The organism is Bradyrhizobium sp. USDA 4503 (assembly GCF_054055815.1).
In genome coordinates, this window is the sequence record NZ_JBSRXS010000001.1 from 7914694 (window position 1) to 7940638 (window position 25945).

General features: G+C 59.8%; 17 protein-coding genes and 11 pseudogenes. 14 read left to right on the forward strand and 14 right to left on the reverse strand.

Translation table 11 applies throughout. The features are described from left to right. Positions 1 to 251: 251 nt before the first annotated feature. The 4 genes and pseudogenes from ACVMIH_RS37455 to ACVMIH_RS37470 form a co-directional block, all read left to right on the forward strand. Positions 252 to 740 (forward strand): annotated as a pseudogene (locus tag ACVMIH_RS37455) (IS110 family transposase); the annotation flags it as partial. A 138-nt stretch (positions 741 to 878) separates the two neighbouring features. Beyond that, the gene (locus tag ACVMIH_RS37460) at positions 879 to 1739 is read left to right on the forward strand and encodes a tyrosine-type recombinase/integrase (RefSeq protein WP_456865410.1); all 861 of its coding nucleotides are present in this window, start codon (positions 879 to 881) and stop codon (positions 1737 to 1739) included. A 9-nt stretch (positions 1740 to 1748) separates the two neighbouring features. After that, complete coding sequence (locus ACVMIH_RS37465; RefSeq protein WP_456865412.1) at positions 1749 to 2927, forward strand: IS91 family transposase; 1179 nt, start codon at positions 1749 to 1751, stop codon at positions 2925 to 2927. Positions 2928 to 3332: 405 nt separating this feature from the next. Further along, on the forward strand, positions 3333 to 4679 hold the full coding sequence (locus ACVMIH_RS37470) for an IS5 family transposase (protein ID WP_456865414.1): 1347 nt from the start codon (positions 3333 to 3335) through the stop codon (positions 4677 to 4679). Between the two features lie 18 nt (positions 4680 to 4697). Here ACVMIH_RS37470 and ACVMIH_RS37475 read toward each other — a convergent pair. Beyond that, a pseudogene (locus ACVMIH_RS37475) lies at positions 4698 to 5781 on the reverse strand (IS630 family transposase). A 114-nt stretch (positions 5782 to 5895) separates the two neighbouring features. Between ACVMIH_RS37475 and ACVMIH_RS37480 the strand changes: the two are divergent. Next, entirely contained in the window at positions 5896 to 6102 is a 207-nt protein-coding gene (locus ACVMIH_RS37480; protein ID WP_456866642.1) for a LexA family protein, read from the forward strand. Between the two features lie 334 nt (positions 6103 to 6436). Here ACVMIH_RS37480 and ACVMIH_RS37485 read toward each other — a convergent pair whose 3' ends face one another. From ACVMIH_RS37485 to ACVMIH_RS37525, 9 genes and pseudogenes are all read right to left on the reverse strand, one after another. Continuing rightward, positions 6437 to 7252 carry an alpha/beta hydrolase family protein gene (locus ACVMIH_RS37485; RefSeq protein ID WP_456865416.1) on the reverse strand — a complete coding sequence of 272 codons (816 nt, stop codon included), beginning with the start codon at positions 7250 to 7252 and terminating at the stop codon, positions 6437 to 6439. A 773-nt stretch (positions 7253 to 8025) separates the two neighbouring features. Further along, positions 8026 to 8448 carry a DDE-type integrase/transposase/recombinase gene (locus ACVMIH_RS37490; protein ID WP_456866645.1) on the reverse strand — a complete coding sequence of 141 codons (423 nt, stop codon included), beginning with the start codon at positions 8446 to 8448 and terminating at the stop codon, positions 8026 to 8028. Continuing rightward, positions 8431 to 8571, reverse strand: a pseudogene (locus ACVMIH_RS37495) (IS3 family transposase); the annotation flags it as partial. The pseudogene ACVMIH_RS37495 and the gene ACVMIH_RS37490, both read right to left, overlap by 18 nt. 115 nt (positions 8572 to 8686) lie before the next feature. Next, positions 8687 to 8968 (reverse strand): transposase, encoded by a 282-nt coding sequence (locus ACVMIH_RS37500; RefSeq protein ID WP_456865418.1) that lies wholly within the window; start codon positions 8966 to 8968, stop codon positions 8687 to 8689. Positions 8969 to 9877: 909 nt separating this feature from the next. Continuing rightward, positions 9878 to 10892 (reverse strand): annotated as a pseudogene (locus ACVMIH_RS37505) (NADPH:quinone oxidoreductase family protein). A gap of 549 nt (positions 10893 to 11441) precedes the next feature. Then, the gene (locus ACVMIH_RS37510; RefSeq protein WP_456865420.1) at positions 11442 to 11972 is read right to left on the reverse strand and encodes a thiamine pyrophosphate-dependent enzyme; all 531 of its coding nucleotides are present in this window, start codon (positions 11970 to 11972) and stop codon (positions 11442 to 11444) included. A 221-nt stretch (positions 11973 to 12193) separates the two neighbouring features. Beyond that, a pseudogene (locus tag ACVMIH_RS37515) lies at positions 12194 to 13259 on the reverse strand (IS630 family transposase). Positions 13260 to 13301: 42 nt separating this feature from the next. After that, on the reverse strand, positions 13302 to 13739 hold the full coding sequence (locus tag ACVMIH_RS37520) for a thiamine pyrophosphate-binding protein (RefSeq protein ID WP_456865423.1): 438 nt from the start codon (positions 13737 to 13739) through the stop codon (positions 13302 to 13304). 174 nt (positions 13740 to 13913) lie between these two features. Next, positions 13914 to 14573, reverse strand: a pseudogene (locus ACVMIH_RS37525) (SDR family NAD(P)-dependent oxidoreductase). 303 nt (positions 14574 to 14876) lie between these two features. Here ACVMIH_RS37525 and ACVMIH_RS37530 point away from each other — a divergent pair. Further along, positions 14877 to 15032, forward strand: a pseudogene (locus ACVMIH_RS37530) (IS5/IS1182 family transposase); the annotation flags it as partial. 41 nt (positions 15033 to 15073) lie between these two features. Then, positions 15074 to 15376, forward strand: a pseudogene (locus ACVMIH_RS37535) (transposase); the annotation flags it as partial. Between the two features lie 216 nt (positions 15377 to 15592). Here the strand turns inward: ACVMIH_RS37535 and ACVMIH_RS37540 are convergent. Then, positions 15593 to 15869 (reverse strand): annotated as a pseudogene (locus ACVMIH_RS37540) (transposase); the annotation flags it as partial. 115 nt (positions 15870 to 15984) lie between these two features. Here ACVMIH_RS37540 and ACVMIH_RS37545 point away from each other — a divergent pair. The 5 genes and pseudogenes from ACVMIH_RS37545 to istB form a co-directional block, all read left to right on the forward strand. Further along, positions 15985 to 17883, forward strand: coding sequence for a hypothetical protein (locus ACVMIH_RS37545; RefSeq protein WP_456865426.1), 1899 nt, complete (start codon positions 15985 to 15987; stop codon positions 17881 to 17883). 329 nt (positions 17884 to 18212) lie between these two features. Further along, positions 18213 to 18614 (forward strand): IS66-like element accessory protein TnpA, encoded by a 402-nt coding sequence (tnpA, locus tag ACVMIH_RS37550; protein WP_141343525.1) that lies wholly within the window; start codon positions 18213 to 18215, stop codon positions 18612 to 18614. Further along, complete coding sequence (gene tnpB, locus ACVMIH_RS37555; RefSeq protein WP_456865428.1) at positions 18611 to 18829, forward strand: IS66 family insertion sequence element accessory protein TnpB; 219 nt, start codon at positions 18611 to 18613, stop codon at positions 18827 to 18829. The genes tnpA and tnpB overlap by 4 nt, the downstream gene beginning before the upstream one ends. A gap of 970 nt (positions 18830 to 19799) precedes the next feature. Further along, a pseudogene (gene ltrA / locus ACVMIH_RS37560) lies at positions 19800 to 20866 on the forward strand (group II intron reverse transcriptase/maturase); the annotation flags it as partial. A gap of 11 nt (positions 20867 to 20877) precedes the next feature. Next, positions 20878 to 21531, forward strand: a pseudogene (gene istB, locus ACVMIH_RS37565) (IS21-like element helper ATPase IstB); the annotation flags it as partial. A 207-nt stretch (positions 21532 to 21738) separates the two neighbouring features. Here the strand turns inward: istB and ACVMIH_RS37570 are convergent. Next, the gene (locus tag ACVMIH_RS37570; protein ID WP_456866718.1) at positions 21739 to 21906 is read right to left on the reverse strand and encodes a hypothetical protein; all 168 of its coding nucleotides are present in this window, start codon (positions 21904 to 21906) and stop codon (positions 21739 to 21741) included. Here ACVMIH_RS37570 and ACVMIH_RS37575 point away from each other — a divergent pair. Next, positions 21857 to 22105, forward strand: a complete 249-nt coding sequence (locus ACVMIH_RS37575; protein ID WP_456865430.1) for a tyrosine-type recombinase/integrase — start codon at positions 21857 to 21859, stop codon at positions 22103 to 22105. The two genes, ACVMIH_RS37570 and ACVMIH_RS37575, sit on opposite strands and share 50 nt — an antisense overlap. Positions 22106 to 22293: 188 nt before the next feature. On the opposite strand, the gene ACVMIH_RS37580 is transcribed toward ACVMIH_RS37575, so the two are convergent. Further along, positions 22294 to 22641: a transposase gene (locus tag ACVMIH_RS37580; protein ID WP_456865432.1), complete on the reverse strand. Its 348-nt coding sequence runs from the start codon at positions 22639 to 22641 to the stop codon at positions 22294 to 22296. A gap of 77 nt (positions 22642 to 22718) precedes the next feature. Here ACVMIH_RS37580 and ACVMIH_RS37585 point away from each other — a divergent pair, with 77 nt between their 5' ends. Continuing rightward, entirely contained in the window at positions 22719 to 23678 is a 960-nt protein-coding gene (locus tag ACVMIH_RS37585) for an IS481 family transposase (protein ID WP_456866648.1), read from the forward strand. 276 nt (positions 23679 to 23954) lie between these two features. On the opposite strand, the gene ACVMIH_RS37590 is transcribed toward ACVMIH_RS37585, so the two are convergent. Next, positions 23955 to 25487, reverse strand: coding sequence for a porin (locus tag ACVMIH_RS37590; RefSeq protein WP_456865434.1), 1533 nt, complete (start codon positions 25485 to 25487; stop codon positions 23955 to 23957). Positions 25488 to 25945 lie beyond the last annotated feature (458 nt).

The window sequence follows — 25945 nt, forward strand, 5'->3', positions numbered from 1 at the left end:
GTGGACATGCCGCTGCGCTTGGACAACGCAAAGAGCGTTGCCCACATGCCCCACAGCAGACCAACAGCAGACGAAGAAAGGCTTCAAGCCGCGATTCAAGGTTGACCCCGCGGCTTCACCGATGCCAGAAACCAGACAGCCAGAACGCCTCGCGCCCCGGGCGACATCAAATCGGAATGGTGGGCGAGATCATCTCGGAATCCTGGGCGAGATCAAATCGGTACACCCGGGCGAGATCATCGGAATCAGCACTTTATCGCCTGATCCGGTCGCTCGGCCATGTATGCACCGTGTTGCGCCGTCGCTGATCCCGAGGAAGCCGGGCGATCGCGTGAAGACGAACCGCCAGGACGCTGTTTCTCTTGCCCGGCTGCTGCGGGCCGGCGAGCTGACGGCGGTGTGGGTTCCCGATGAAAGCCACGAAGCGATGCGCGATCTCGTCCGCGCCCGAGCGGCGGCGGTTGAGGCGCTGCGGGTCCACCGCCAACAGGAGTTCGATCATCCCGCGCATCAGATCGCGCTCCAAGAAATGGTCGAAGCAGTTCGCATCGCCAAGGAGCGGTCGAACGTCTGGAGCGCACGATCGAAGAGTTCGTCTCGGCCTGGTCCTTGGAGGCGCTCGTGCGGGCGCTTCAAACACTGCGAGACGTCGATCTAATCGTCGCGGTGACATTTGCCACCGAGGTTGGTGACGTGGGCCGTTTTGAGCCTCACGTCCGCTCATGGGCTATCTTGGCCTAGAGCATGTTGTTTTTTTGCAGAATCGGGATTGAACGAAGCCGCTGTCGCGGCATGTAGGGAGCCATAGCAAGGATTGCCTCCTGTCTGAGAGGATTGCGGGTTTTCGAAGCCCAACCCTTCAGACAGGAGGTTTTCCGATGGCTGATATCAGCCCACTTCGCCGCCGCATGATCGAGGATATGACGGTCCGCAATCTGTCACCGGCGACGCAGCAATCCTACCTCAACGCCGTAGCGAAGTTGAGCCGGTATTTCGGTCGCTCTCCCGACCGCCTTGATCTGGAGGATATCCGTGCCTTCCAGGTTCATCTGGTGGCGACGGGGATGTCCTGGCCGGCGCTGAACCAAATCGTCTGCGCGCTGCGGTTCTTCTACGGTGTGACGCTTGGTCACGACACCATTCCGGAACGCATCGCCTATGCGCGCCAACCGCGCAAGTTGCCGGTCGTGCTGAGCGCCGACGAGGTGGTGAGCTTTCTGGAGGCGATCCCGAGCCTGAAGAGCCGTACCGCGCTGACCACGGTCTATGCTGCCGGACTGCGCGTATCGGAAGTGGTCCTCTTGAAGGTTGTCGACATTGACAGCCAACGGATGTTGATCCGGGTCGAGCACGGCAAGGGCGGCAAGGACCGTTACGTTATGCTCTCGCCGCAGCTTTTGAGGATTCTGCGGACGTATTGGCGGCTCACTCGGCCAAAGCGATGGTTGTTTCCCGGCCGCGACGACGAACGCCCGCTCGTCCCGAACGTGCTACACGCCGCCTGCCGTTCAGCCTGTGCGGCAGCCGGCTTGAGCAAATCGGTGACAGTGCACACGTTGCGGCACACATTCGCGACCCGTCTCCTGGAGAACGGGGCCGACGTGCGCATCATCCAGGTGTTGCTCGGCCATGCCAGTCTGGCCAGCACGGCGCGCTATACTCAGGTCGCCACAAAGACCATCAGCAACACGCCAAGTCCGCTTGACCGGCTCCGCCTGGAGGTCGTGCCGCCCGGCTGAGCGGACCTGATGGCTCCGGTTCTGGAAGTGGCGGATATCTTCCGCCGCTACGGCGAAGCGTTTCGGCAAGCCCGTGCCGAGCATCTGGGCCGCGTCGAGCGGCGCGTCATGGGCGCGATCACGGCATGCCGGACGGCTGTGCTCGGCGGCCACGTCGAGCAGTGCGATGACTGCGGCGCCACACGCATCGCCTACAACTCCTGCCGCAACCGGCATTGCCCGAAGTGCCAGGGCGCGGCGCGCGCGCAATGGCTCGCCGAACGGCAAGCTGAACTCCTTCCCGTACCGTATTTCCACGTCGTCTTCACCATGCCGGCCCCCGCCGGAGAGATCGCCTTCCAGAACAAGGCCGTCGTCTATGCCATCCTGTTCCGCTGCGCGGCCGAGACGCTCGCCACCATCGCAGCCGACCCCAAGCATCTCGGCGCTCAGCTCGGCGTGACTGCCGTCCTCCATACCTGGGGCCAGACCCTGCAACACCATCCGCATATCCACTGCGTCGTGCCGGGCGGTGGACCCTCGCTCGACGGCACACGCTGGGTCGCTTGCCGGCCCGGCTTCTTCCTTCCAGTGCGCGTCCTCTCCCGGCTGTTCCGCCGCCTGTTTCTGCAAGAGCTGCAAGCGGCCTTCGCGGCTGGCGAGCTGGGCTTCTTTGGCGCTCTCGCCCATCTCGCCGATCCCGCTGCATTCGCCGCGCGCCTTAATCAACTTCGACGGACCGACTGGGTCGTCTATGCCAAGCCGCCATTTGGCGGTCCGGAACAGGTGCTGACTTATCTCGGCCGCTATACGCATCGCGTCGCCATCGCCAACAGTAGGCTGCTCTCGCTTGCCGACGGCAAGGTGAGCTTTTCCTGGAAGGACTATCGGCAAAATCGCAAAGCCAAGGTAATGACGCTTGATGCCGACGAGTTCATTCGCCGCTTTCTCCTGCACACTCTGCCGGATGGCTTCCACCGCATCCGGCACTACGGCTTCCTCGCCAACGGCGGGCGCAACGATAAGATCGCCCTCTGTCGTCAACTCCTGGCTGTCTGCAACGCGCCAACTGATCAAGAAGCCGCCCCCGATCCCCTCGCCACATGCGAGATTCCCGTCTGCCCACATTGCGGCGGCACCATGCGGCGCGTCGATGTCGTCCCGCGAGCGAGCGCGCCCGACCAACCGTTTCGTTGTGATACGTCATGACCAACACCTGCACCATCCACCCCTTCCGTGGTCCGCTTCTCAGCGGTGACGTTCGATGTCGCCGTGGCCGCGTTCGTCACCAAACGCCCCGCCAATCGTTCGGCCACGCGTTCCAGCGTAGCAAACCGCTCGCTGGATCGCGCCCTTGGCCCGATCAATTGGGCCCTTCACATCCGATGAATGTGTCGCCGACGCGCGGCGACCACAGGCGCGCCTTCCCAGCAGCCGCATCCGCGGCACTACTCCCATAGCGCCCACAACTCCGCAGCTTCGTTCAATCCGGCTTCTGTGAGGTCGCACGCACGACCGAGCGCGCGGCTCGAGCCTGCCACGCGACCTCACTGAATCCTCAAGATTCCCCTTCACTGTGAACCGTGATTCTGTGGTGCGTCGGAGGGGACGACGATGCGGCCGAAGAAGCACAAGGCGACGGGATCGAACGATTTGTTCCGGGCGCGACTGGACCAGATCATCAACATGAAGCACGAGCTGGTTCTGCTTGCCGGCAGGATCGATTGGGATTGGATCGACGGCGAGATCGCGCCGCTCTACAGTGAGAACGGCCGGCCTGGGATCGAGACCCGCTTCATGATCGGGCTGTTGTTGCTCAAGCATATTTACGGGCTGTCCGATGAGGGGGTGTGCCAGCGCTGGGTCCATGACCCGTATTTCCAGTTCTTCACCGGCGAAGAGTTCTTCCAGCACGCCTTCCCGCACGAGCGTTCGGACCTGAGCCATTGGCGCAAGCGGCTCGGCGACATGCTGGAACTGCTGCTGGCCGAGAGCCTGCGGGTGGCGCACGAGGCCGGCGCGTTACGCAGCCAAGACCTCAAGCGGATCACGGTCGACACCACGGTGCAGCCAAAGGCCATCACCTTTCCGACCGATGCCAAGCTGCTGCATGCGGCCATCAAGGGGCTCAACCGCCTGGCGAGAAGGTGCGGCGTCAGGCTGCGGCAATCCTATTCTCGCGTGGCCAAGGCCGCCGCGATGATGGCGGGCCGCTACGCCCATGCCAAACAGTTCAGGCGCCATCAGCGGCAGTTGCGCATCCTGCGCATCCGGCTGGGCCGGATCATCCGCGACATCCGCCGCAAGATCAAGGGCCAGCCAGCGCTGGAGGAGGCGTTCGCCCTCCCGCTTGGCCGAGCCACACAGATCCGTTCGCAACAGCAGCGCCAGCGCGGCTGGAAGCTGTATTCGTTCCATGCCCCAGAGGTGGAATGCATCGGCAAGGGCAAGGCCGCCGCGCCTTACGAGTTCGGTGTGAAGGCCGCCATCGTCACCAACAACCGCAGGGCTCCCGGTGGCCTGTTCGTGCTGCACGCCAGGGCGATCCCCGACAACCCCTACGACGGTCACACCTTGCGGAATGTCATCGACCGCACCGAGACACTCACCGGCTGTGCGATCGAGCGGGCCTATGTCGACAAGGGATACCGCGGACACGACGCGCAAAATCCCCGTCGCGTCTTCATCTCCGGCCAGAAGCGCGGCGTCTTCGGTGTCATCAAGCGCGAACTGCGCCGCCGCTCCGCCATCGAGCCCATCATCGGACATCTAAAGGCCGAAGGTCACCTCGGCCGCTGCTACCTCAAAGGCCGCGCAGGAGACGCCGCCAACGTCGTCCTCTCAGCCGTGGGCCACAACTTCCGCCGCATCCTCGCCTGGCTGAGATTAGTCGTGGCCCTCATCTTGGGCCTTCTATCGTCGCTCCTGCCCACCCGATCAGGTCTGAATCCGGCTTCTTAACGGGCGACTAGTAGCTCGTCACAGTGATTTTGACTCTTTGGGTATGCCTGGATAGGCGCGCCCCAGTTTGGTGCGAGCTTTGTCCGTTGTGAACATCCAGTTGATACGGGCGCGAGTTTTGTTTCGCTGCCGCTCCCATGCTGCGATCTCGTTTCTAAGGCGTTTTGGATCGTCGATCCGGCGACCGAGACACTGCCCTTGGAGCACGCCGATCTCGATCTCGACCATATTGAGCCAACTGGCGTGTTTCGAGGTGTAGTGGAACTCGAGGCGACGCAAGATGCGGCGGGCCTCAGCGGGCGCAAAGGCCTGGTAGAGGGCGCCCGGGGCATGGATCGACAGGTTGTCTTGCATGACACGGATGCAGGCGGCCTTGGGGTAATGGACGTCGACGAGTTCGCGCATGCAGTGAGCATAGTCGACGACGGTGCGCCGTTCAGTGACCTTGACCTTGCGCCAGGCCCGATGCGGGTCGAAGGTGACGAACGCTCGCGCTTTCCCGGCGCGGGTGGGATCGGCTGGCGCACCTCGCCGATGAGTTGGACGGGGGTCTCATCGAAGCAGACCAGCGGTCGCTCGGGATCAGGCGCTTCAGCGTAGAGATCGAGCACATCTTCCATGCGGGCGACGTATTCGCCATCGACATGGGGAATGCACCACATGTCCCTGCGCCACGGCTTGAGGTCATTCTCGGCCAGCCGGCGGCGCACGGTCTCGCCTGACAGGCTGTCATGATCGGTGAGCTTGACCATCGCGTCGGCCAGCAGCGCCAGCGTCCAGCGCCTCCGGCCGGCGGGCGGCTTGGCGCATGCGGTCGCCACCAGCAGTCCTTGCCGGTCAGCTTGCGCTCCGCACCGGGACGCGGCTCCTCACTCAAGGCCCGATCGAGATTGCCTTCCACGAAGCGGCGTTTGGTTCGATAGACGGTGGAGGCGCTTACTCTGACGGTCCGGGCAATCTCTTCGTCGCGGCTGCCGATGTCGGCCGCCAGCAAAATCTGGGCCCGCTTGAGTTTGCGAGCGGCATGCTTGCCGCCGCTCAGCATCGCCGTCAGCTCCTCTCGCTCGGCTTGGCTCAATTCGACCCGGTACCGTACATTCATCATTCGCCTCCCTGTCGGAGGCTCCGGACGAATCGATCCATGAGTCAAAAATCAGGCGCACGCTTTACCGAGAAGCAGGGCCATTATCTGGCTTTTATCTATACCTACTCGCACATGTTCGGACGGCCACCCGCCGAAGCCGACATGCAGCGTCACTTCGGTGTGAGCCCGCCCTCAGTCCATCAGATGATCGTCACGCTCGAACGTAACGGCCTCATTCGCCGTCAAGCCGACACACCCAGAAGCATCGAAATCCTCGTGCCGCCAGAAAACTTGCCGATCCTAAGCTGGCTCGGTATCAAACCGTCAAAATCACTGTGACGAGCCACTAGTTGGTATCTGGCCGGCGCTTCGTGTCGATTTCGACTCTGAGCCATTGCTGCACGGCCGCGAGAGATCGGCAATCAATGGTTTAGGATACGAGGCCGCTGCCCTGCTCAAATGTCACCAGCACAGCGGCAGCGCGCGCAAGTGCTTCAAGGTAGCTCTGGAAGACTAGCTGCTTCCCCGCAACATTCATGGGTGCGACGCCAAATCGAAATTGCGTATGTCGCCCGCGACCGATCCTGCTTCAAGAGGCAACGCAACGTGAGGTTCTTGGATCTCAATCCGAAGAGTTGCGGCTTCCCATCTTAGCTTGCATGTCGCTGGAAGTTTAACTGCGTGCCAGCTTATTCTCTAGCCATTCGAAGATACAATCATCGATAGTCACGAAGTTTTCGATCTCTCCGAGGGAGGGCCGGCCCATCCGTGGCGTAGCCAATTCCAAATCAATATGCGCCGCCGTGCAGTCAACTTGTAGTTTGGCCGCCTCCGACAGGCTGACCGTGCCCCGCCCCCCGGCGAGCACGAGAATCGGGCATCTCAATTGCCGTACCAATCGCGAGCGATACGCCGGCATCACTTCGTCGTCCAGTGCCTTTGCAGGCTTCGTCATCCAGCCGATAGATGCCAGGGTCCGCACCCAATTCCAAAGGCCCCCATCGCAAACTGCCGCAGCAACGCGGCGATCAGATGCAGCGAAATCAGTGGCTAGAACAGCTGACAGCCCTTCCCCATAAACACCAATCCGAGTGGTATCAACGTCGGGCCGAGCTGACAAATAGTCCAAACAGCAAGACAACAAGATTTCCGATTGACCGCGCCACCGGTTCTTTACGTCATCGTGAGACACAATGAGAATCGAGATGCTGCGACCAATCGCGACAGGCAAGAGCCTTCCGAGCAGCGCAGCTCCTGTCTCATCTTCCCTGCTGATGCAAATGACCGCCGGTGCGCACAAGTCGCGACCGCCAGCAGGCAAGTAATAGGCCAGCAATTCAGACTGATCGGAGCACGCAATTTGTACTCGGTTTACCTTCTGCGCCAGAGATTCGATTCTCTGAATCGCGGCCTCTACTTTAACCGACACGTCTCCACGCTGTGGATCGTCTTCGTCCATTAGCCGCTTGGCAACTTCAAAGACGGTCAATGCGCAAAGCCAAGCATCGGTCGCGTCATCAAAGTTTCCGCTTGCGAAATTCAGATCACCAACACGGCAGTGGGCATCTCCGATGTTAGTCCATCTTGCGACCCAGTTCCTCCGACTTGCGGACCCGTCATTCTCCTCGAGATTGTCAAGAAACGCCGCGGCGGCTCGCCGGGTGGATGCAAGGTCGCTCCTTACGTAAGGCCAAGCAGCGCACAACATGCGATTCGCTCCTTGGTGCGGTTCCCCGCTATCCACTCAGCATCGCCGAGATAACGTGATCGTCCGTACGAAGATTAAGCAGCGACCACGACTTCACTGGTAACACAGTCAGCCCCAAGTTCAGCTTATCTCCAAATCGCGCGCAAATATTACTCGGCTCCTAAGTCGATGTTTCCTAATGTAGGGGCCTGTATCGCCGAAACTCTGCTTCTTATGGCGACAATGCGCAGTTTTTCATGCGTTGAGATCATCCCTGGGGTCTCGAGCTGGGCACGAGAAATCTGAGCTCGTAATGAGACACATAGATGCCAATGCAGACGCCGGCCGACGTTCCGAATCGCCCAAAATGCGAAAGCACTACTAATTGCACAACCGATTAGGCGCGCCGCAAACATTCGCGGAGGCAAGAGCTGTCGATTGGGTAATATCCCGCAACTCGCGAATAACGAACTCAGGTGATTGAAGCCATCGTCATCCGGCAGAGGTCGGTGATGTCGTAGACGGGCAGCTTCGCGATGCGACGGATGGCCGGCGATAGTCACGCTTGAAGGTCTTCACGACGCCTCGGCCATGCCGTTGCTCTGGGGGCTTTTGACCGGCGTGAAGCAGGGCTCGAGGTTCAGGGCGGCGGCAATCTCAAGGGTGCGATACGCGGCGAAGATGGATCCATTGTCGGTCAGCCATTGCACCTTGCGCGGAGCCCAGATGTCGGCGAACCGCTGCTCGACACAGTGGACCATCATGTCCCGGATCATCTCGCCGGAGATCCCAGCCGTTGTGGCCACCCAGCTGATGACCTCGCGGTCATGGCTGTCGAGGGCAAAGGCAACCCGCACGATCTCGCCATTCCAGCAGGTGAACTCCAGCGCGTCCGAACAACAGCGCTCGTTGGAGCGGCTTGTCATGATCGTTCCGACATGGGCCTGCGGGATGCGGCGCCCTGTATGCCGGGCCAGCAACAAGCCGCTCTTCTTCATCAGCCAGTAGACGCGCTTGGCGTTGACAGGGGCGTGGCCGGCGGATCGCCGCTCGCGCTTGAGGAGCGCGGCGATCCGCCGGTATCCATGGCTCGGGCGGCTATCCACCAGGCGACGGATATCAGACGTGAGCTCTGCATCCCCGGCGTGGGTCTGGGGACCGCGTGCTTCGGACGGTTGCCACCCGCTCGCTCAACCAGGTTGGAACGGGCCACCCCGAGGGTCTCTGCGATCCGTTTCACGGGGTATCCTCCGGTGCCTGCGATCGCGACAGCAAGGTCGGTTTTTTTATCCGTGCAAGGTCAAGAGCCTCCTTGAGGATCTCGACCTCCATGGTTTTGCGGCCCAGCAGGCGTTCGAGGTCTCGAACCCGTTCCTCCAGCCGCCGGACTTCGGACGCGGCGACCACATCCTCGTCGGCCCGCACCGCTTCCTTGCCCCCTTCACTCATCAACCGTCTCCATCGGAAGACCAGGCTCGGGGAGAGCCCATGGCGACGAGCAACATGGCTGATCGACATGCCCGGTTGCACGTCTCGTTGACGACCAAGAGCTTCTGCTCCGTCGTAAACCGCCGCCGCCGGGCAACGCCGGTGATGACTTCCACCTTCGAAAACGTATCGGACATAGGCGTATGCCTAGGACTAGGCCTAGCTCCTCCGGCTAACGCCGGTGTCCGGTCAAAACGGGGGCAGTTCACCGTGCGAGTCTTCATCGGTAGCCATTCCTTGCACCTCGCCGATGGGGTAGTTCCCGAAGTGTGGGGCATCGTCGAGCGCGAGTCAGGAACCACGGATGTCCATAGAGTCAAATTCTTCGACCATTTTCTCACAGGGCTCGCATCCGTCCAATCGCCGGCGAGCCCTTGAGCGTCAGCGCTCTAGTCGAAAATCAGGCCGGAAACGGGTTTCTGCGAACCACGCCTTGGCGTCGCAGTTGTTGACGATGTCCGACCTTTGTTGGCATTGGGATACCAAGTTCACCCGCGTGAGGGGATACCCCTTGTGGAGGCAAGCTGAAGGGTCCTCCACAAAGTCATCGCGGTTACCGGACGGAAGCGCGAATGTGTTACCGGCTACAGTCCCCCGTTCGCGCAGCAGGTGAACGATTCGGCTAACGGCTTCATTGACTGCTCGGACGTCGGCGCGCTGTGGGAACGTTGATTGCGATTTTGTCCCCCTCATATCCGCCCAGAGGTGGCTCGTCCCGTGGCGGCCGACGCGGTCTGACGCTGCAACACATCTGGTTTGAAATTCATTGCTGAATTTCAGCTTTAGCGGGACAAATGTCGCTAACGAGAGCCGGAACAGTAGGGCTGGTTTCGATCCGCATCCTGCAATCAAAATCGAGGCCGTGCAGGACTGCGCCCACCGCGACCGACGATCGGCCATGCGAGCATTTTTCTTGTCGCTATCGAGAGCAACGTTGGGTCAAGGATTGACAAGCAGCAGAGCGGCGTACGCACCGCCTTGCGGATGCAAGATCACCTTGCCCATGGCCTGGCGGCCGGCGAGCACCTTCAGTGCGTTTGCCGCTCGCGCGAGCGGGAAGGTGCGGTCGATATGGGAGAAGATCTTGCGTTCCGCGGTCCACCTGACGAGCTTCTCGAGATTGGCTCGATCCTTCGCCGGGTTGAGCCGCGTCCAGGCGCCCCAGAACACGTCGCGGATATCGCAGCCCTTCAAGAGTGCGAGGTTGAGCGGCATCTTTGGAATGTCGCCGGCGACAAAGCCGATTACAAGGAAGCGGCCTTCGCAGGCGATCGAGCGCAAGGCCCGCTCGGCATAGGCAGCGCCCACGGGATCGAAGATGATGTCGACGCCCTTGCCGTCGGTCAGCTTGCGCAGGCCTTCCTTGAGATCTTCCTTGGCGTAGTTGAGCATCAGCTCGGCGCCACGCGCTTTGGCAAAGGCAAGCTTCTCTTCCGATGAGGCGCAGGCGATTACCTTCAACCCCATCAGCTTGCGGAGCTCGCAGGCGGCAAGGCTGGTGCCGCCTGCTGAATCCAGCACCGCGAGCGTCTCGCCGGGCTTCGGGCTTGCGCTATCCCTCAGCGCATGCAGCGCGGTGCCGTAGATGATGATGGCGCCGGCGGCACGATCGAAGTCGAGATTGTCGGGGATCTTCACGATCGATGCGGCAGTCCGCGCGATCTTTTTCGCACGCCCCGTTGTGGCCGCAGTGGGCGACCACGCGATCGCCGACCTTGAGATCTGTTACGCCGGGGCCGGTGCTCTCGATCACACCCGCGACTTCCGCCACCGACGAGAGCGGGAAGGGCGGCTTCACTTGGTAATTGCCCTGGATCATCAGGACGTCGAAAAAGTTCAGCGCTGCCGCCTTGATCGCAATCACGGCCTCGCCCGGTCCGGCAACGGGATCAGGCACGTCGGCCAGAACCAGTTCGTCAGGTTGGCAATATTGCGAGCAGAGGATGGCTTTCATGGACACACCTGGTTGATTGACGGCTGGTGTTTCGAACCCGACATTATGGTTTCCTGGTTCATGCCGCACAAACCACGCGCCTTCGACGGAGATCAGGGACAGACCCTCATCCGCGTCGCTACTGGCTGACTTCACACCCTGACACGCATGGAACACGCCGGGTTCAGGTGGTGCAGCGCTTCATCACGTCATCGGTGAAGGCAGCCAGATTCTTGTTTGAGTTTGACTAGCTAGGATGCACGGGGCACGCCGTTGCTTAACGGCTACGCCGCCAGAAAGCCGTTTGCGGCTCGCGCCGGTTTCTGCGCTCTGGGTTTTGAGGGGCAGTGCAGCCTGAACAAAGACGGAGCAGCTCTTTTCAGGTGTCAAGGGAGAACGCGGGCCGAACGGCTCCGATCCTTGGTCAGTCTGCAGCTTGTAAAAGATAATCTCGCTCGAAATTCCGATCAGTCACGCGCGCGGTCCCGGCCATTAAACCGTTATTGCGGGAACGTCATCCACCCGGAGGGCGGCGAGCCGGAAGACAGCGGCTATGACCTATATTACCGGCTAGCCTTCTCCGCTCCAAGCCAGCGGAGCCAAAGCCGACGGATCGGTGGGAACATCGATTACTGCAGGTAGGCCTGACGCGCGCGCCTCATCGAATGCTTTAGAAAGATCCGCCGGATTGTCGACTCGCACACCGAAGCAATCCATGTCAAGCGCGAGCTTAGCGAAGTCGATTTCGCGATAGACATAGATCTCCTCTTTATTACCGGTCCGGCCCTTATAGGCGGCCTCGATGTTGCGCCGTCCCTGCGCGAGTCTGTGATTGTTGTTGACGATGGTAATCGTGTTGAGGTGGTGGCGCCGCGCCGTCTCAAGTTCAGGCAAATGATACATGAACCCACCGTCGCCGGTCAGGCAGATCACCGGCCTGTCCGGATGAGCACACTGCGCGCCCAGCGCGGCCGGAAACGCCCAGCCGAGCGATCCCGCGGCGCGCAGGTACTGCTGCCCTCGATGTGTCAGCGGGACCAGCGTGCCACTCCAATGCGAGGCAAAGCCCGTATCAGCAACCAGAATGGCGTCCTTCGGCAACCACCTACCTAACTCGCGACATAGCCGCTCAGGGCGCATCGGCACGGCATCCGAAGCACATTCCGCCTCGACATCGGCTCGCCACTTAGCGACGTAAGACGAGACCACAACCATTCGGAACGTTCGGTAGGCGCCATGACGGGATCGAGCACGCGCAGTGAGGCGAGCGGATCGCCATGCATGCCGATTGTGCCAGGGAAATTGCGCCCTAGTACCCGGAATCAGAGCTGAGTGATACGGCGGCCTTTGAATCGGCGCTGACGGACCTTTTTCTTGGTCCAGACGAAGGGCTGGGCTTGGTCGTTGTACGCGTTGACGTAGGCATCGATGTGGTCCTGAAGCTGCTTGAGGCTTGTGAAGGAGGTGCCGCTAAGCGACTGCCCCTGCAAGATCGAAAACCATACCTCGACCTGATTGAGCCAGGACGCACTTGTCGGCGTGAAATGAAATTGCACGTTGGGGTGGGCCTTGAGCCAATGTTCGTTTTTCTTGTGGGTGTTGAGATTGTCGAGGATGACGTGAAGCTTTCGGCCCGGAAAAGGCCGCGGTGAGGCTGTTCATGAAGTCGAGAAACTCGACGCGGCGACGCCGTTTTGAATGGGCTGCGATGATCTTCCCGGTGGCGACTTCGAGTGCCGCAAACAGTGTTGTGGTGCCATGCCGCTTGTAGTCGTGGCTCTGGCCGGTCAAGGCGCGGCCATTGGGCAGTTTCAGATAGCCCTGCACTCGCTCCAAAGCCTGGATCGAGGGCTTCTCGTCCACGCATAGCACAATGGCCTTCGCGGGCGGGGCGACGTAGAGGCCGACAACATCGGCGGCTTTGGCCGTAAAGTTCGGGTCGTTGCTCTCGCACCAGGACTTGCGAGCCGCCAGGTCAATCTTGTGGCTGCGCAGGAACCGCCAGACATACTGGACGTCAACATCGCCCAGCGCCTCGGCCAGCAGAGGGCCGGTCCAGCGTGCAAACCCTTGCGGGGGCGGCTGGTCCAGCAGCTTCAGAATCCGCTTGTCGGTCGTCTTCGTATAAATCGGCTGCTTGCCAGGCCGCGGCTTGTCCTTCAGCCCCTCAAGGCCATGGTCGGCATAGCGATGCCGCCAAAGGCTGACAATCCGCGGCTGGACCCCAACTTCCTTGGCGATCGACCGGGTGCTGCGACCGGCCGCCGCCAACAGAACTATCTGCGCCCGCTTCAAATCGCGCTGCAACGTCACCGGCGAGCGACAATACGCCTCAAGCACCTTGCGATCTTTCCACGAAAGGTGGACTTCTCTTGCTTCGGGTATCATCCATATCTTGAATCACGACTCACGATCCAAGAAAAGTGGGTACTAGTTCGGCGGGACAATCTGTCCGGCGTGGCCGGCGAGATCGACGTGTACCGGCCGGCTGACACCCGTTATCGCCTCGCGGAACGCCTGTCTCAGGACATGCGGCAATTGATCAGGAACATCGATCCTTCCGCGAAATTTGGTAACCGGCGCGTAGAGCGGCTCGTGCGGAAGCTCTTGATAGGCATTGCGGTATTGGTTCTGCGCCGGCTGCCGGCCTGTGAGCGCGATCACCGGAGCAAAAGCAAACCAGGATTCCTGCAGGCCCGCTGCGAGATTGGCCGCGCCAACCGATTGCGCCATGCAAACGCCCGGGCGTCGCGAGGCGCGCGCATATCCATCGGCCGTATAGACCACCGCCTTATCGGAGTGACCAAGCACACGCTTGATTCCGAGATCCTCCATCTCAGTCAGGCCTTGGCGCAGAATCGCATCCATGAAGAAGACGTGGGATACGCCCTGCCGCCTTGAGCGTCTCTGCGATAAAGCGGCCCCCGGCCCGGTCATTTTCCTCGGCTGCGTAGAAGCGACAGGTTGCTTAGCCGGTGCGTTCATATTGAAACCTCTACATCGTATGGATTTGTAACCAGCGGCTCTACATCGAGCCGCCATCTAGCACGATCGTCTGTCCGTTGAGGCAGCACCCGCCGCCAGGAAAACGATCACCTCCGCGATGTCGTCAGGCGTCGCCATCCAGTTCAGAAAGGAGCGCTGCATCGCATCGTTCTTGCGCGCGGCTGGCCACGCCTTCGTCCATGGCGTATGAACGGCGCCTGGCGCAACAGCGTTGACCCGAACGGACGGCGCAAGGGCGCGCGCCAGCGAGCGCGTCATGTTGATCAGACCTGCCTTGCTTGCCGCATATGCAAGGCTGCTCCCTCGTGTGGTAAGCCCGGCATTCGACGCCGTATTCACGATCGCCCCTCGGAACTCTTAAGTGCGGCAGCCGCGGCGCGAGCGCAAACGAAATGGGCCGAGAAGATTTGTCGAAAGAATCAACTGCCAGAACTCTTCGGTCATAGCATCGAGATCGGCAAAGTCGATCGGCACGGTCGTGCCTGACGCTCCCGCGTTGTTGACGAGATAATCGAGCCGGCCTTCATGCTGCAAGACAGTGTCAACCATCGCGGCACATTCCGCGGCATCGGCCACATTGCCAGGCGCACTGACAACATCCAGCCCTTCGCTGACTAGCGCGCCAATCGTCCACACCGCCTCTCCGTCGCCTGCAAAATGATTGATCGCTACTTTGGTACCACACGAGGCCAACATGCGAACGGTCGCGAGGCCGATTCCTGACGCCCGCCGGTCACGAGCGCAAGCTTGCCTCCGAGATCAAATCGAAATTTCGTGGCACCCTCTCTTACGTTCTCACATTATAAAAATTTGGATACGCGCTCTGCGATCTCATGTGAGGCGCTGGCCGCGTGACAGCGCCAAATCGCGCGGGATCTGTTTTGAGCAAGATCGTCGGAGATCCCATAGAAATTTAACCGCGTCAAGCACTCCACCCGCTGGAGGAGGCCTTCGCCCTCCCGCTTGGCCGGGCCACGCAGATCCCCTCGCAGCAGCAGCGCCAGCGCGGCTTCAGTGGCGCACGAGACCGGTGCGTTACGCAGCCAGGACCTCAAGCCGGTCACGGTCGACACCACAGTGCAACCGAAGGCCGTCAGCTTCCCGACCGACGTCAAACTGCTGCATGCAGCGATCCGGGGGCCGAACCGCCTGTCGTAGGTGCGACCTCATATAAGCCGGATTGACCATGTTCCGCATCCGGGCGCGAGTTCGCGGCTTGGCTGGGCCTGACGCCTAAGCAGAATTCCACCGGCGGGAAGGACCGACTCGGCCGCATAACGAAACAGGGCGATTCCTATCTCAGGCACTTGCTTGTCATCGGGCATTCAACGTCATTCGGTACCCAAAGGTCCGCTCACGGGTGGAGGTGGCTGGATCGAAGCTCTGCTTGAACGACGTCGGCCCATGGTTTCGCTATCGCCGTTGCCAACAAGTTGGCTCGGATTATCTGGGCGATAATGACGACCGGGGAATTCTATCGGCCTAAGCCCGCGGCTTGAGCTGCCGCGTATCCTGGCCACCTCAAGGAGTGAGGGCAAAAATGACAGCATGATGGAAACCGGCGGAGCTGGCGATCTGAGAAAGCCCGAAGAGCTTTGAGCGCGACAAGCGCGACCCGTTGATGAGGCCACGATCCGCGATCTCCATCAGGGCCAGCGGCTATGGGTTCGGTCGCACTCACAGGCCGTATACATGAACGCACCCGACCGTCATCATTTTGATGCGAAGTCCGTTAGCATGGCGTTGTCGAACATCGCCTCCGCCAGCAACTTCTTCAGCTTCGTGTTCTGGTCCTCCAGCGCCTTCGGTCGCTTGGCATCGGACGCGTCCAGCCCGCCGTATTTGGCCCTCCATTTGTCGAAGGTTGCGATGCTGATCCAGTGTTTGCGGCACACCTCGGACGGCCGTTTTTGTCCCGGCTTCCTGCTCTCGCCAGATCCCGATGATCTGTTCTTCCGTGAGCGGCTCGGCTGCATGTCCATCCCGCTTCACGTGATAGGCTCTACCAATTCTTGGAGGAGATTGCAGGGCTCAGGTCAGCTAGAAGCCTCTCGAGGCGGATATCCATTGGAATGGGTCTCGTCTACGAGGCAAGCAGGAAGGCTCTATGCCAAGAGATAGCTACTTTGCCAACGAAAGGACATTGTTAGTCTTGCTGGACCGGACTTTGCTGGCTCTGTCCGGCGTAACCACAGCAATCCTTTTCGCTTGGCTGCTACACTACAGCAGTTACGGTCTCGATCTCAGCGATGAAAGTCTTTACCTCAACTCCATCGCGAGGCCATTCGCCTACGCAATCAATATTCCGGCGTCCCTTTTCGGCTTCGTCTATCACTGGCCATATCAGTGGGCGGGCGGCGACATCGCAGTGCTTCGCATGGCGAACGTCACGGTTAACGTGGGGCTGGGCTGGAGTCTCAGCTTCCTAGTGATCCGGCGCCTCTGGACAGCTGGCTGGCCGCATGCTGCGGTGCTATCGGCAGGGTTCGCCAGCATGGCATTACTCGAATTTCGCTATTGGGTGCTCACCCCCAGCTACTACTCGCTGACCTTTCAATCGCTCTTGATGGTGATGATCGGCTTGCTCCTAGCCGATCGGCCAGGCCACATCCGCCAGATCTCGGGGTGGATCCTGGTCGGCGTTGGCGGCTGGTGCTGCTTCATGGCCAAGCCGACCACGGCTGCGGCGATTGCCATCGTCGTTACGCTCTATGTCGTCGTTTTGCGCCGAAAGTCCCTGCTGCCTATGCTTGGCGCGGCGCTGGTCGCTCTCGCTCTACTGATCGTGACCGCCTACTTGATTGACGGTGGCATCACCGGGCTGGTGACCCGTTTGGTCAACAGCGCTGAGTTTGAAATCCTGCTAGGTGCCGGGCACGAGGTGTCTCTCATGTTTCGGATCAACTGGCTCGTCACCAGTCGCTCGCAAGTCGCTATCGCTATGTTAGTGGCGATAGTCTTTCTGCTCAGCATCCTCATGGGGCCTACGCACAAGTTGCTCCGATCACTGGCTCTCGCTGCGGTGTTGATCTTAGCAATAGCGATTGCGCTGCTGGGGACCGATCCAATGAGCATCGAGCCATCGACCCTGTTCCTGGTGTCGGCCTTCACATGCCTTGGCGCGATGTTCTATCGCGAGGGATTGGTTCTGCGCACCCAGACTCCCACCAGCATAGGTTTAGCGCTAACCTTCTTGGTCCTGCCGCACCTGTTCGCACTGGGCTCCACTATCAATTACTGGCTTATTGGTTCGAGAGAAGCCTTGTTCTGGATGCTCGCGGTCGTTGCCTTCCTAAGCCCTCTTGCGCACCAAGGACGCAGCGTCGCCACCCTATTGCCCCTTGCGGTGTTGGCACAATTGCTCACTGCATCAGTCGTCAATGGTGGCATCCTCAAGCCGTACCGTCAGGTGAAAGATCTGCGCGCTTATACCGCTGTCATGCCGATGCCGCGTGGTGGAAAATTGGTGCTCTCGCAATCCTTCCACGACTATCTGGCCACGGCCAGAGCCCAGGCTCGTGCGGCCGGCCTTGAAGTCGGTACCCCGGTGGTCGATCTCACTGGCCGCTCGCCGGGTCTGCTGTATGTGCTCGAGACGCGAGCGCTCGGTCTACCATGGCTGATCGGGACATATTCCGGCGCTAGTGCAACCGCGGAGGATTGGGTCGGTCTACCGCGGCTAATCGGGGGGTTTCCCGGCACAAACGCAGTCGCGGTGGAAGCGCTTGGACTTGAGAGCTGCGCCGATCTGGCCAAAGCGTGGGTACTGATCGAGCCGGAGGGCCCGCGTCATCTTGACCAGGCCAGCGTCATGGCCTCCTTTGGAGCCGGGCAGGCGGACTACATTGTCGCCGCTAGATTCGAAACCCCCGTCAATGACGGGGATTTTCCAAATGCTTACAGGCAGTTATTGTTCAAGCCCGTACGCTCCGCCGCGCTGGCGGAGCAATCCTGCCGTGATGCCAGGCGACAACGGCCGCATACCCAGAAAGGGAACCAGCCGTGAAAGCGGTGATCCTCGCGGGGCCTTGAACCCGTATCTCCGAGGAAACGAACCTTCGGCCCAAGCCCATCGTGAGCGTCATGCAGAGACCACACGCTGAGGGTTGATCTGGTCGGCTAGGAAGATCTCGCGGAATGGTTTGTCGCGAGGTCACAATGTCCAAGGATAGTCGTAAGGATAGCGATAAGGATAGGCATATGCCTATCCTCGAATACGGCGCCGACACGCTGCAGCGTGTCGAGATCATCACCGGGGTATCCCTCCGTTGAGGGCCGCCTTGTTTGACGGACGCGAGCGCTGCAGGTCCTAGGGGTAATCCTAGGAGAAGCGCTATGACGATTTCGCGGGCAGAGGTGATCACATCGATCGAGCGGCGGCGTCGGTGGTCGCAGGATGAGAAGGAACGGCTAGTTGCAGCATCGCTCGAGCCCGGAGCCACCGTTTCCGAGGTGGCTCGCATGGCCGGCCTTCATGTGAGCCAGCTGTTCAGGTGGCGCAAAGAGCTTTGCAAGCACGGTGAAACGAGTGTAGCGCCGTTAGTGCCGGTCGAGATTGGGCCGTCTGTGCCGCCGCGGGATGTGGCCGAAGCGCCATTGACGACGGCGCCGGCGCGTCGACGGAGGAGCCAGGGCATCATCGAGATTGATCTCGGTAGCGGACACCGAATCCGGGTCGATGGTGACGTTGATGGAGACGCGCTGCGACGAGTTCTCGATGCCCTGGTGCGCCGATGATCCCGGTTCCGAGCGGCGTGCGAGTGTGGCTCGCGACAGGCTACACGGATATGCGCAGAGGTTTTCCGTCGTTGGCACTTCAAGTGCAGGAGGTGCTGCGCAAAGACCCGCTCAGCGGTCATCTGTTCGTCTTCCGCGGTCGGCGCAGTGATCTTGTGAAAGTGATCTGGCACGGTGTGCTGCAGAGCATGAAGGAGGTGAATAACCGAATTTAATGCGTACAGCTTTATGAGAGATGGAGGACGGCCCTCCTGCATCGGCGTTCCAGGCGCAGGTGCAAAACCACGACACTGTGGCTTTGCTTAAAAGGCGCGGTCATCAGCAAGTGTTGCAAAAGTCCCGGGTTTACGGGGCAGCTGAGTATCCAGAAGGCGAGCGAAAGCGAATCTTCCGATGACGCGTCGAAAATTACTAAGGCGTCGCCAAAATCAGGGGCGCGTGCCATCCCTGAGATCAATCCGTGAGACGCCTGGATTACTGCGCGGATGGCGACCGGCGTTTAGGGGACGCGATCTGGATACAGGCTCTTGTAGAGAACTGCAGGAACCAGTCGTTGTGATGCCAAGGGAGAAGTTCAAGCGGCGCACACCGCGAGACGAGAGTACCGAAGCACAACACTGGGGCGGATCGGCTCGTAGTGTGCGCTGGGCAGCGCGTGAATCAGGAGGGTTGAAGTCCCTTCGGTGCTCGAATGAGGAGCACCGTATCCGAAGACGGGGGTAATGCCTCGTTGGCCAGACGCGAGAGTGTTTGGAGGACAGGGTGTCCGGAGCGATCCGGAATCCGAAGGGTTTGAGGGGAAGTATCGGGCTGTAATCGAGGGGCAACCCACAGATGAACAGGTCGGCCAAAGATGGGGCAAGGTCGAGCCCGCACTATGGGGGCGAAGGCGTTACTCATTCACCCATCGTACCAAGGTGTTTGCTGACGGCACGATACGGAAGATTCATGCGTGACCCCAGGAGACCTGCCTGTGTCCCGGCAGTAACCGGGAAAGTGACCCTATAAGCGCAAGCGAAGTGGGAAGCGATGCACAGGCAGGGGTCAGAGAACGGAGTAGTACCTGAAGCGCGAGACGAATAACTCGCGTGACCAGCAATGGCGGATCGAGAGTGATCCGGGGAAGGACGTTCGTGAACGGGTCGAGAGAAGATGCGTCGAGATAGATGAGAAAGAAGCGTGGAGATGGACAGTTCCTTTTGTGAAAAACCCGAACGTCACGCTTCGAGGAGACTATCGGATCATCTTGTTCTCGAAGATCAGAAGCAGAAGGTCCACTCTCTGGTGGACAAGGTGTATTCACGCAAGAACTTGAAGCTTGCGTGGGAGCGCGTTCGCGCCAATCATGGGGCAAGCGGCGCAGACAGGGTGACCATTGAGGAGTTCGAGGCCGGTCTGGATGAAAATCTGGAACGGCTTCATCAAGAGCTTCGCGAGGGCACCTATCGGCCGCGAGCAGTGCGACGATTAGAGATTCCGAAAAGAGGAGCTCCGGGCAAGACAAGGCCACTCGGCATACCTTCGGTCTACGACAGGGTATGTCAGCAGGCTCTGGTCAACCGTCTGGTGCCCATATTTGAGCGCGTCTTTGATCCGAGCAGTTTTGGATATCGCAAAGGTCGCAAGACCGCGGATGCCCTGACCAAGATTTGGCGTGAAGTGGAGAGCGGAAACGAGTGGATCGTGGACGCGGATCTGAAAGACTTTTTCGGGTCTGTGGATCACGAAAAGCTCCTGACCCTTATCGGAAAGCAGATCGCTGATAGCAGAGTGCTGAAGTTGATTCAGCAGATGCTGAAAGCAGGCTATGAAGAGCGGGGACAGAAATACGCGACTCCAACGGGAACCCCGCAAGGGGAGTCGTCTCGCCGTTGATGAGTAACATCTTGCTGACTCCCTTCGACAAGGAGATGAGGCGGCAAGGGTACCAACTCACGCGGTGGGCGGATGACTGGGTGGTGACCTGCCGGACACGAGCTGAGGCGAAATACGCCTTGGCGCGAGCAGCGAAGATTCTCAAACAGCTTGGCGTTGAGCTCAATCAGGCGAAAACCCGGATTGTGCATGTGGCGCACGGCTTTGAGTTTCTGGGATTCAAAATCCAACGAGGGAAAGGCAACTTCCGCCTGAATCGTGATCGGATTAAGTCCAAGCTGAACCGTCATGGTCTCTATGCCATTCCCGCACAGAAGTCAGTTGACCGACTCAAGGATCAGATCAGGGCCTTGACGCAAAGGAAAATACCTCTGCGTATGAGAGAAATGATCGAAACGATCAACCCGATCGTCCGTGGATGGCGCTGCTGCTGGACCATGAAGCGACCTGGCGTAACAACCGGCGCCTGGCGCTTCGCCTTCGTAAGGCAAAGCTGCGTCATCATGCCGTGCCCGAGGATATCGACTACCGCGCCCCCCGTAGGCTCGACCGCCGCTTGTTCGACATGCTGCTCAAGGGAGACTGGATCAAGAACCACGAAAATTGCGCCATTGTCGGGCCGACAGGCATCGGGAAAAGTTGGCTTGGCTGTGCACTTGGTCACAAGGCCTGCCGGGACAACCACTCGGTACTTTACACCCGGCTGCCGCGGTTGTTCGAAGAACTGGACCTTGCCCGGGGCGACGGCCGACTCAGCTCGCGGATGAAGAGCATCGCCGCCGTCGAGCTCCTGATTTTGGACGATTGGGGCCTCCAGGCCATCGACGCCAACGCGCGGCATCATCTGCTCGAAATCCTCGAAGATCGCTACGGCCGTCGGTCGACGCTCGTCACCAGCCAGCTTCCAATTGCCAAATGGCATGAGCTCATAAACGACCCAACTTATGCTGATGCCATACTCGATCGCCTGCTTCACAACGCTCACAGGCTCGAACTGAACGGTGACTCCATGCGTCGTCCGCCCGTTCTTCCTCGGCCTTGATTACGCGGTCTGCCAATGAAGACCGAGACTGCAGCCCGCGAAGCTGACCGGCCGCTACGGCACTGTTGGGGGCGCGCGTCCGGTCAGCTTCGCTCCCATCGAGCGACACCATCAAACATGCGACGCGATCTCTTCGGCAGCCGCTTGACCACGGACTAACGATAGTGCCAATTGCCTTTAACGATCGGGTACTTCACCTGCGCGCGATCAGATCGGAACGCTGCGCGGCATCAGATTGGAATACCTGCGCGCGATCATCGGAATCCGCAGCGCGACACACATCGTGCGGCGTGCCGCCTCCCAGGCCGGGTCCACGAGGCCAAGCTTGGAGGGCAAGCCGATATCGCCGCACATCTTCCGGCATTCCCTCGCCATGAAGCTTCTCCGGTCAGGCGTGGACCTCCTGACGATCCAGGCTTGGCTTGGCCATGCTCAGGTCGCCACAACCCACCGATACGCCGCTGCGGATGTCGAGATGATGCGCCGGGGACTCGAGAAGGCGGGCGTCTCAGGCGACCGCAGCGCGCGCTTCCGGCCGAACGACACCATCCTGCAGCTGCTGGCCAACATCTGATTATTATGTGGCGGAGAAACCCTGGGTCGCCGGCCCTGGCTGGCGTTAGGGCGCCTCCGCCACATAATCTCGTCCAACACATAAGAACGGATCTGAGCCCGCATCGCGCACCAGCGCAACAAGCCCATCGATACCCTTGCGGAAGTCGACTGGATGGCTGGCCAGGAACACCTTCACGCCGGAGGGGATCATGCCGAACGGACCGCCCGGATCACCCGCTGCAGCTGCGCCTCGTCGACGTCCACGCCGGCGCGCACGATCACCTCGCCAATGGCAATTTCGATCACAGCGCCTGACACAGACGCCACCTCACCTCCGCAACTCGAGTGCCGCTCGCGATAATGTCGTTCCGCCCGAGCATCACGGCGCCAGGCAAACAGCTGCGATGGGTGAATGCCAATCCGGCGAGCGATCGCCGAGACGCTCGCGCCAGGCTCCAGCGCCTCTGTCACGACTTGGGCCCTGAACTCGTCCGACCAGCGTCGGCGAAGCTGCCGCGGCGCTCCCTCAAGACGGTCAGCGACCGCTTCGATCATATGAAAGGTTCTAGTTCCAGAACTAGGCGCAGACATAGAAGCTCACATCGGCTCACAAACTCAGCAGCCGATAGCCGATTGCTCATCCCCTGCGCCAGACGGGGTCTCTTTGCCGCTTACGAGCAATACAAAATAGTCAAGAGAGCCTGAGAGGCTTCGCCAAGTGCTACGGGATCAACCAGAAGACTGTCGCGAAGTGGAAGCAGCGCGAGACCGTCGCCGATCGTTCGACAGGCCCCAAGGAAGCCAAGTCGACAGTCCTTTCCCTCGGGGAGGAGGCGATCATCGTCGCTTTCCGGCGGCACACGCTGCTGCCGCTCGACGATTACCTCTATGCCCTGCAGCCGACCATCCCGCATCTGACGAGGTCATCCCTGCATCGCTGCCTCCAGCGCCACGGCATCAGCCGATTGCCGGAGGTTGAAGGCGGCAAGCCCTCGAGGAAGAAGTTCAAGGCTTATCCGATCGGTTATTTCCACATCGACATCGCCGAGCTCCAGACCGCCGAAGGCAAGCTCTACCTCTACGTCGCAATCGATCGGACCAGCAAGTTCGCCTTCGTGCAACTGACCAGGAAGGCGGGAAGGACCTCAGCCTCGGCCTTCCTCGAAGCTCTGATCGCGGCTGTCCCCTACAAGATCCACACGGTGCTCACTGACAACGGGATCCAGTTCACCTTCCCGCCGCGCTATGCGGACGGGCCGACGGCAAGATACGTGACGCATATGTTCGATATGCGATGCCAAGAAAATGGGATCGAGCATCGGCTGACCAAGATCAAGCATCCCTGGACCAATGGCCAGGTCGAGCGCATGAACCGCATGATCAAGGAAGCGACTGTCCAACGCTACCATTACGATCAACACGATCAGCTCGAAGCTCACCTTGACGACTTCATCACCGCCTACAATTACGCCTGGCGGCTGAAGACCCTGAAGGGTCTCACGCCCTACGAATACATCTGCAAATGCTGGACGTCCCAGCCAGAACGATTCAAACTCAATCCGCTCCAGCAAATGCCGGGACTAAACACTTAGTGCTACCGAGCGATCGCCGCTGGCCGTGGAGACCGCTGATCGATGCGTCAACATATCTTATGTTCACATCCTCACTCGCGCCGACTAAGAAAGTTTAAGCTTAATGGCCGAGGGCGGCCCACGAACTTGCCAGATATTGTCGCAACGCCACTCTCAGTTCGCCCGAATATGGGATCGAAAAAAAGAACCTCCGGCGGGCATGCCGAAGGCCTTTTGGAAGTTAAACGCAGATCTAGAGATCTCACTTCTTATCGCCTCTACTGGTTGCCCGGAACGTCACCAATTGCGCTGAGCGGTGAATACCATCGACAGGGTGCTTTGGTTCTTCAGCTCATACGCAGCAGCCGGCTTTGCAATACTCGATTGCAGCGGCAGCGTCACAGTGCTTCCGCTCGCGTACTTTTGGTCTAGCATTGTGTAATTGAGATCGGCCGAGAAGGTCAATTTTTTGACGGGAGTCCAGTTGAGAACCGTACCGACACTCGCATAGTTGAAGTTGGGGTTACAGCCCGCGAGGCCGGTCGACAACGCGAGTCCCGTGACCGCCGCACCGCAGATGTAGCCCTTGGCAGTATTGTTATAGCGCACAGCGCCCAATCCACCGTAGATGGAGCTACTCCAGTGCGGATCCCAGTTGTGGGTGTAGGCGCCGTTTAAGCCGAACGTCGTTGTCAACTCCAGGCCGGAGCCAGTTACGAACACCGCGTCAGAAACACCAGCAAGTCCGACGCTCTGATATGCACCTGCGACATTCGTACCGTTGTACATCGCAATAGTGCTCGACATATAGCTATGGAAGTTATAACGGCTTGCCCCCTTCGTATACACGCCCGCCATATTGATGGTGTCACCCGCGCCAGTCGGGATATTCTTAATCGACAATGCCAACTGACCAGCCCAGCCCCACTTGTCGTCTGGATGGCCGGTGAGCTCAGTTGCGCCATAGTAGGCCGCATGGTTGTCGTGGGCCGCAAAGGACGCCTGGAAGAGGCCCCAAGCCTGATCAACACGAAGGCTAGCAACAAAGTCTGGAGCGCGCGTTCCGCCGATGTCATTGCCACCGTACGCGCCAGCAGCGAGACCAGCGGCCGACGCGACGCTCACGTTCCAGATGTTGCTTGTGTAGTTGACGACTTGATCCTGGGCCGAGAAGGAGGCCGTGATGCCTTGGCCGAAATCGGCCGTATAGGTGACCTGGTTCACACGCTCCCAGCCGCCGCTGCCCGCCAAATCGTACCAGTTCCCCGGATAATCGGACCAGGGGGCGTTGAATGCCGATATAGCGTGCCCAAATGTGAAACCAGCGAATTGGATGAAGGCGTCGTAGGTGCCGAGTACACCGCCAGCGACGGCGCCCGGATTGGCGTTGTTCGGCGCCTGAACACCGCCTAGCGACGAGTAAACGGTCGATCCGTTTCCTGCCCCGCTGTAGCCCGCATCAGTCCACTTGAAGACGCTCTGGAAATAGGTGCGCACGAGGCCATATTCGGTCGCAGTGCGCGTATCGATGTTTAGAGCTCCACGGGAATGGGCCGTATAGTAATTGCTGAGTCGATTTTTTGCGCCACCCAAACCGCTGTCGGCGGTGTAGGCCACAGCATTCGAGGCCAAGCCGGTCTGAATACGAATATAACCACTAAGCTTGACGCAAGTGTCAGTGCCCGGGATGTAGTAGAAACCGGCGCCATAGAGCGAGCAGACCTTTACGTACTCGACAGGCTTTGCCTTCACTGGAACATCGGCAGCCTGCGCCCCGGCTCCCGTAAGCATTGCTGCAGAGCAGAGGATAACACTCTTTGTCAGCTTCATTGATGAACCTCCAAGTTGGAAATGTCGTTTTCCGTCCAAGATCCGCCCCGACTAAGCCTCGCCTATGGGCGGGTGCTTGACGGACCAACTTCGAGGCGTCCCCCTCGTTGTTGACGAAGGTCTACTTACGATGATCAATTGCTTCAATTAATTAATTTGGGCGCTCACTTTTTATCGCTGATGTGTCACAATTCAGCAACATCCGGGCCTGGAGCAACGGAAAATGGCCCCGCCGCGACGATTTGCGCGAGAGTCACCTCAGAGGTACCACTTGCAGTTTAGGCGGAATACGTTAGCTCAAAAGAGCTATAAGGCCGACACGTAGAATGCTAGCTACGTTAATTGCATAGCTCAATTTTTTTGTTACATGGCGTTGGTGTCGCGCAAGGCGTCCAAGACGGATATGTGCGAACTAGCTAAGAGAAAGCATCCGTGCGTGGATTACACCTGAGACGGAA

Coding starts and splice junctions, on each gene's coding strand:
- ACVMIH_RS37460 (WP_456865410.1), top strand. CDS start 879: ATGGCTGATATCAGCCCACTTCGCCGCCGCATGATCGAGGATATGACG.
- ACVMIH_RS37465 (WP_456865412.1), top strand. CDS start 1,749: ATGGCTCCGGTTCTGGAAGTGGCGGATATCTTCCGCCGCTACGGCGAA.
- ACVMIH_RS37470 (WP_456865414.1), top strand. CDS start 3,333: ATGCGGCCGAAGAAGCACAAGGCGACGGGATCGAACGATTTGTTCCGG.
- ACVMIH_RS37480 (WP_456866642.1), top strand. CDS start 5,896: ATGTTCGGACGGCCACCCGCCGAAGCCGACATGCAGCGTCACTTCGGT.
- ACVMIH_RS37490 (WP_456866645.1), bottom strand. CDS start 8,448: ATGAAGAAGAGCGGCTTGTTGCTGGCCCGGCATACAGGGCGCCGCATC.
- ACVMIH_RS37500 (WP_456865418.1), bottom strand. CDS start 8,968: ATGTCGATCAGCCATGTTGCTCGTCGCCATGGGCTCTCCCCGAGCCTG.
- ACVMIH_RS37520 (WP_456865423.1), bottom strand. CDS start 13,739: ATGGATGCGATTCTGCGCCAAGGCCTGACTGAGATGGAGGATCTCGGA.
- ACVMIH_RS37545 (WP_456865426.1), top strand. CDS start 15,985: ATGCCAAGAGATAGCTACTTTGCCAACGAAAGGACATTGTTAGTCTTG.
- tnpA (WP_141343525.1), top strand. CDS start 18,213: ATGACGATTTCGCGGGCAGAGGTGATCACATCGATCGAGCGGCGGCGT.
- tnpB (WP_456865428.1), top strand. CDS start 18,611: ATGATCCCGGTTCCGAGCGGCGTGCGAGTGTGGCTCGCGACAGGCTAC.
- ACVMIH_RS37570 (WP_456866718.1), bottom strand. CDS start 21,906: ATGGCGAGGGAATGCCGGAAGATGTGCGGCGATATCGGCTTGCCCTCC.
- ACVMIH_RS37580 (WP_456865432.1), bottom strand. CDS start 22,641: ATGATCGAAGCGGTCGCTGACCGTCTTGAGGGAGCGCCGCGGCAGCTT.
- ACVMIH_RS37590 (WP_456865434.1), bottom strand. CDS start 25,487: ATGAAGCTGACAAAGAGTGTTATCCTCTGCTCTGCAGCAATGCTTACG.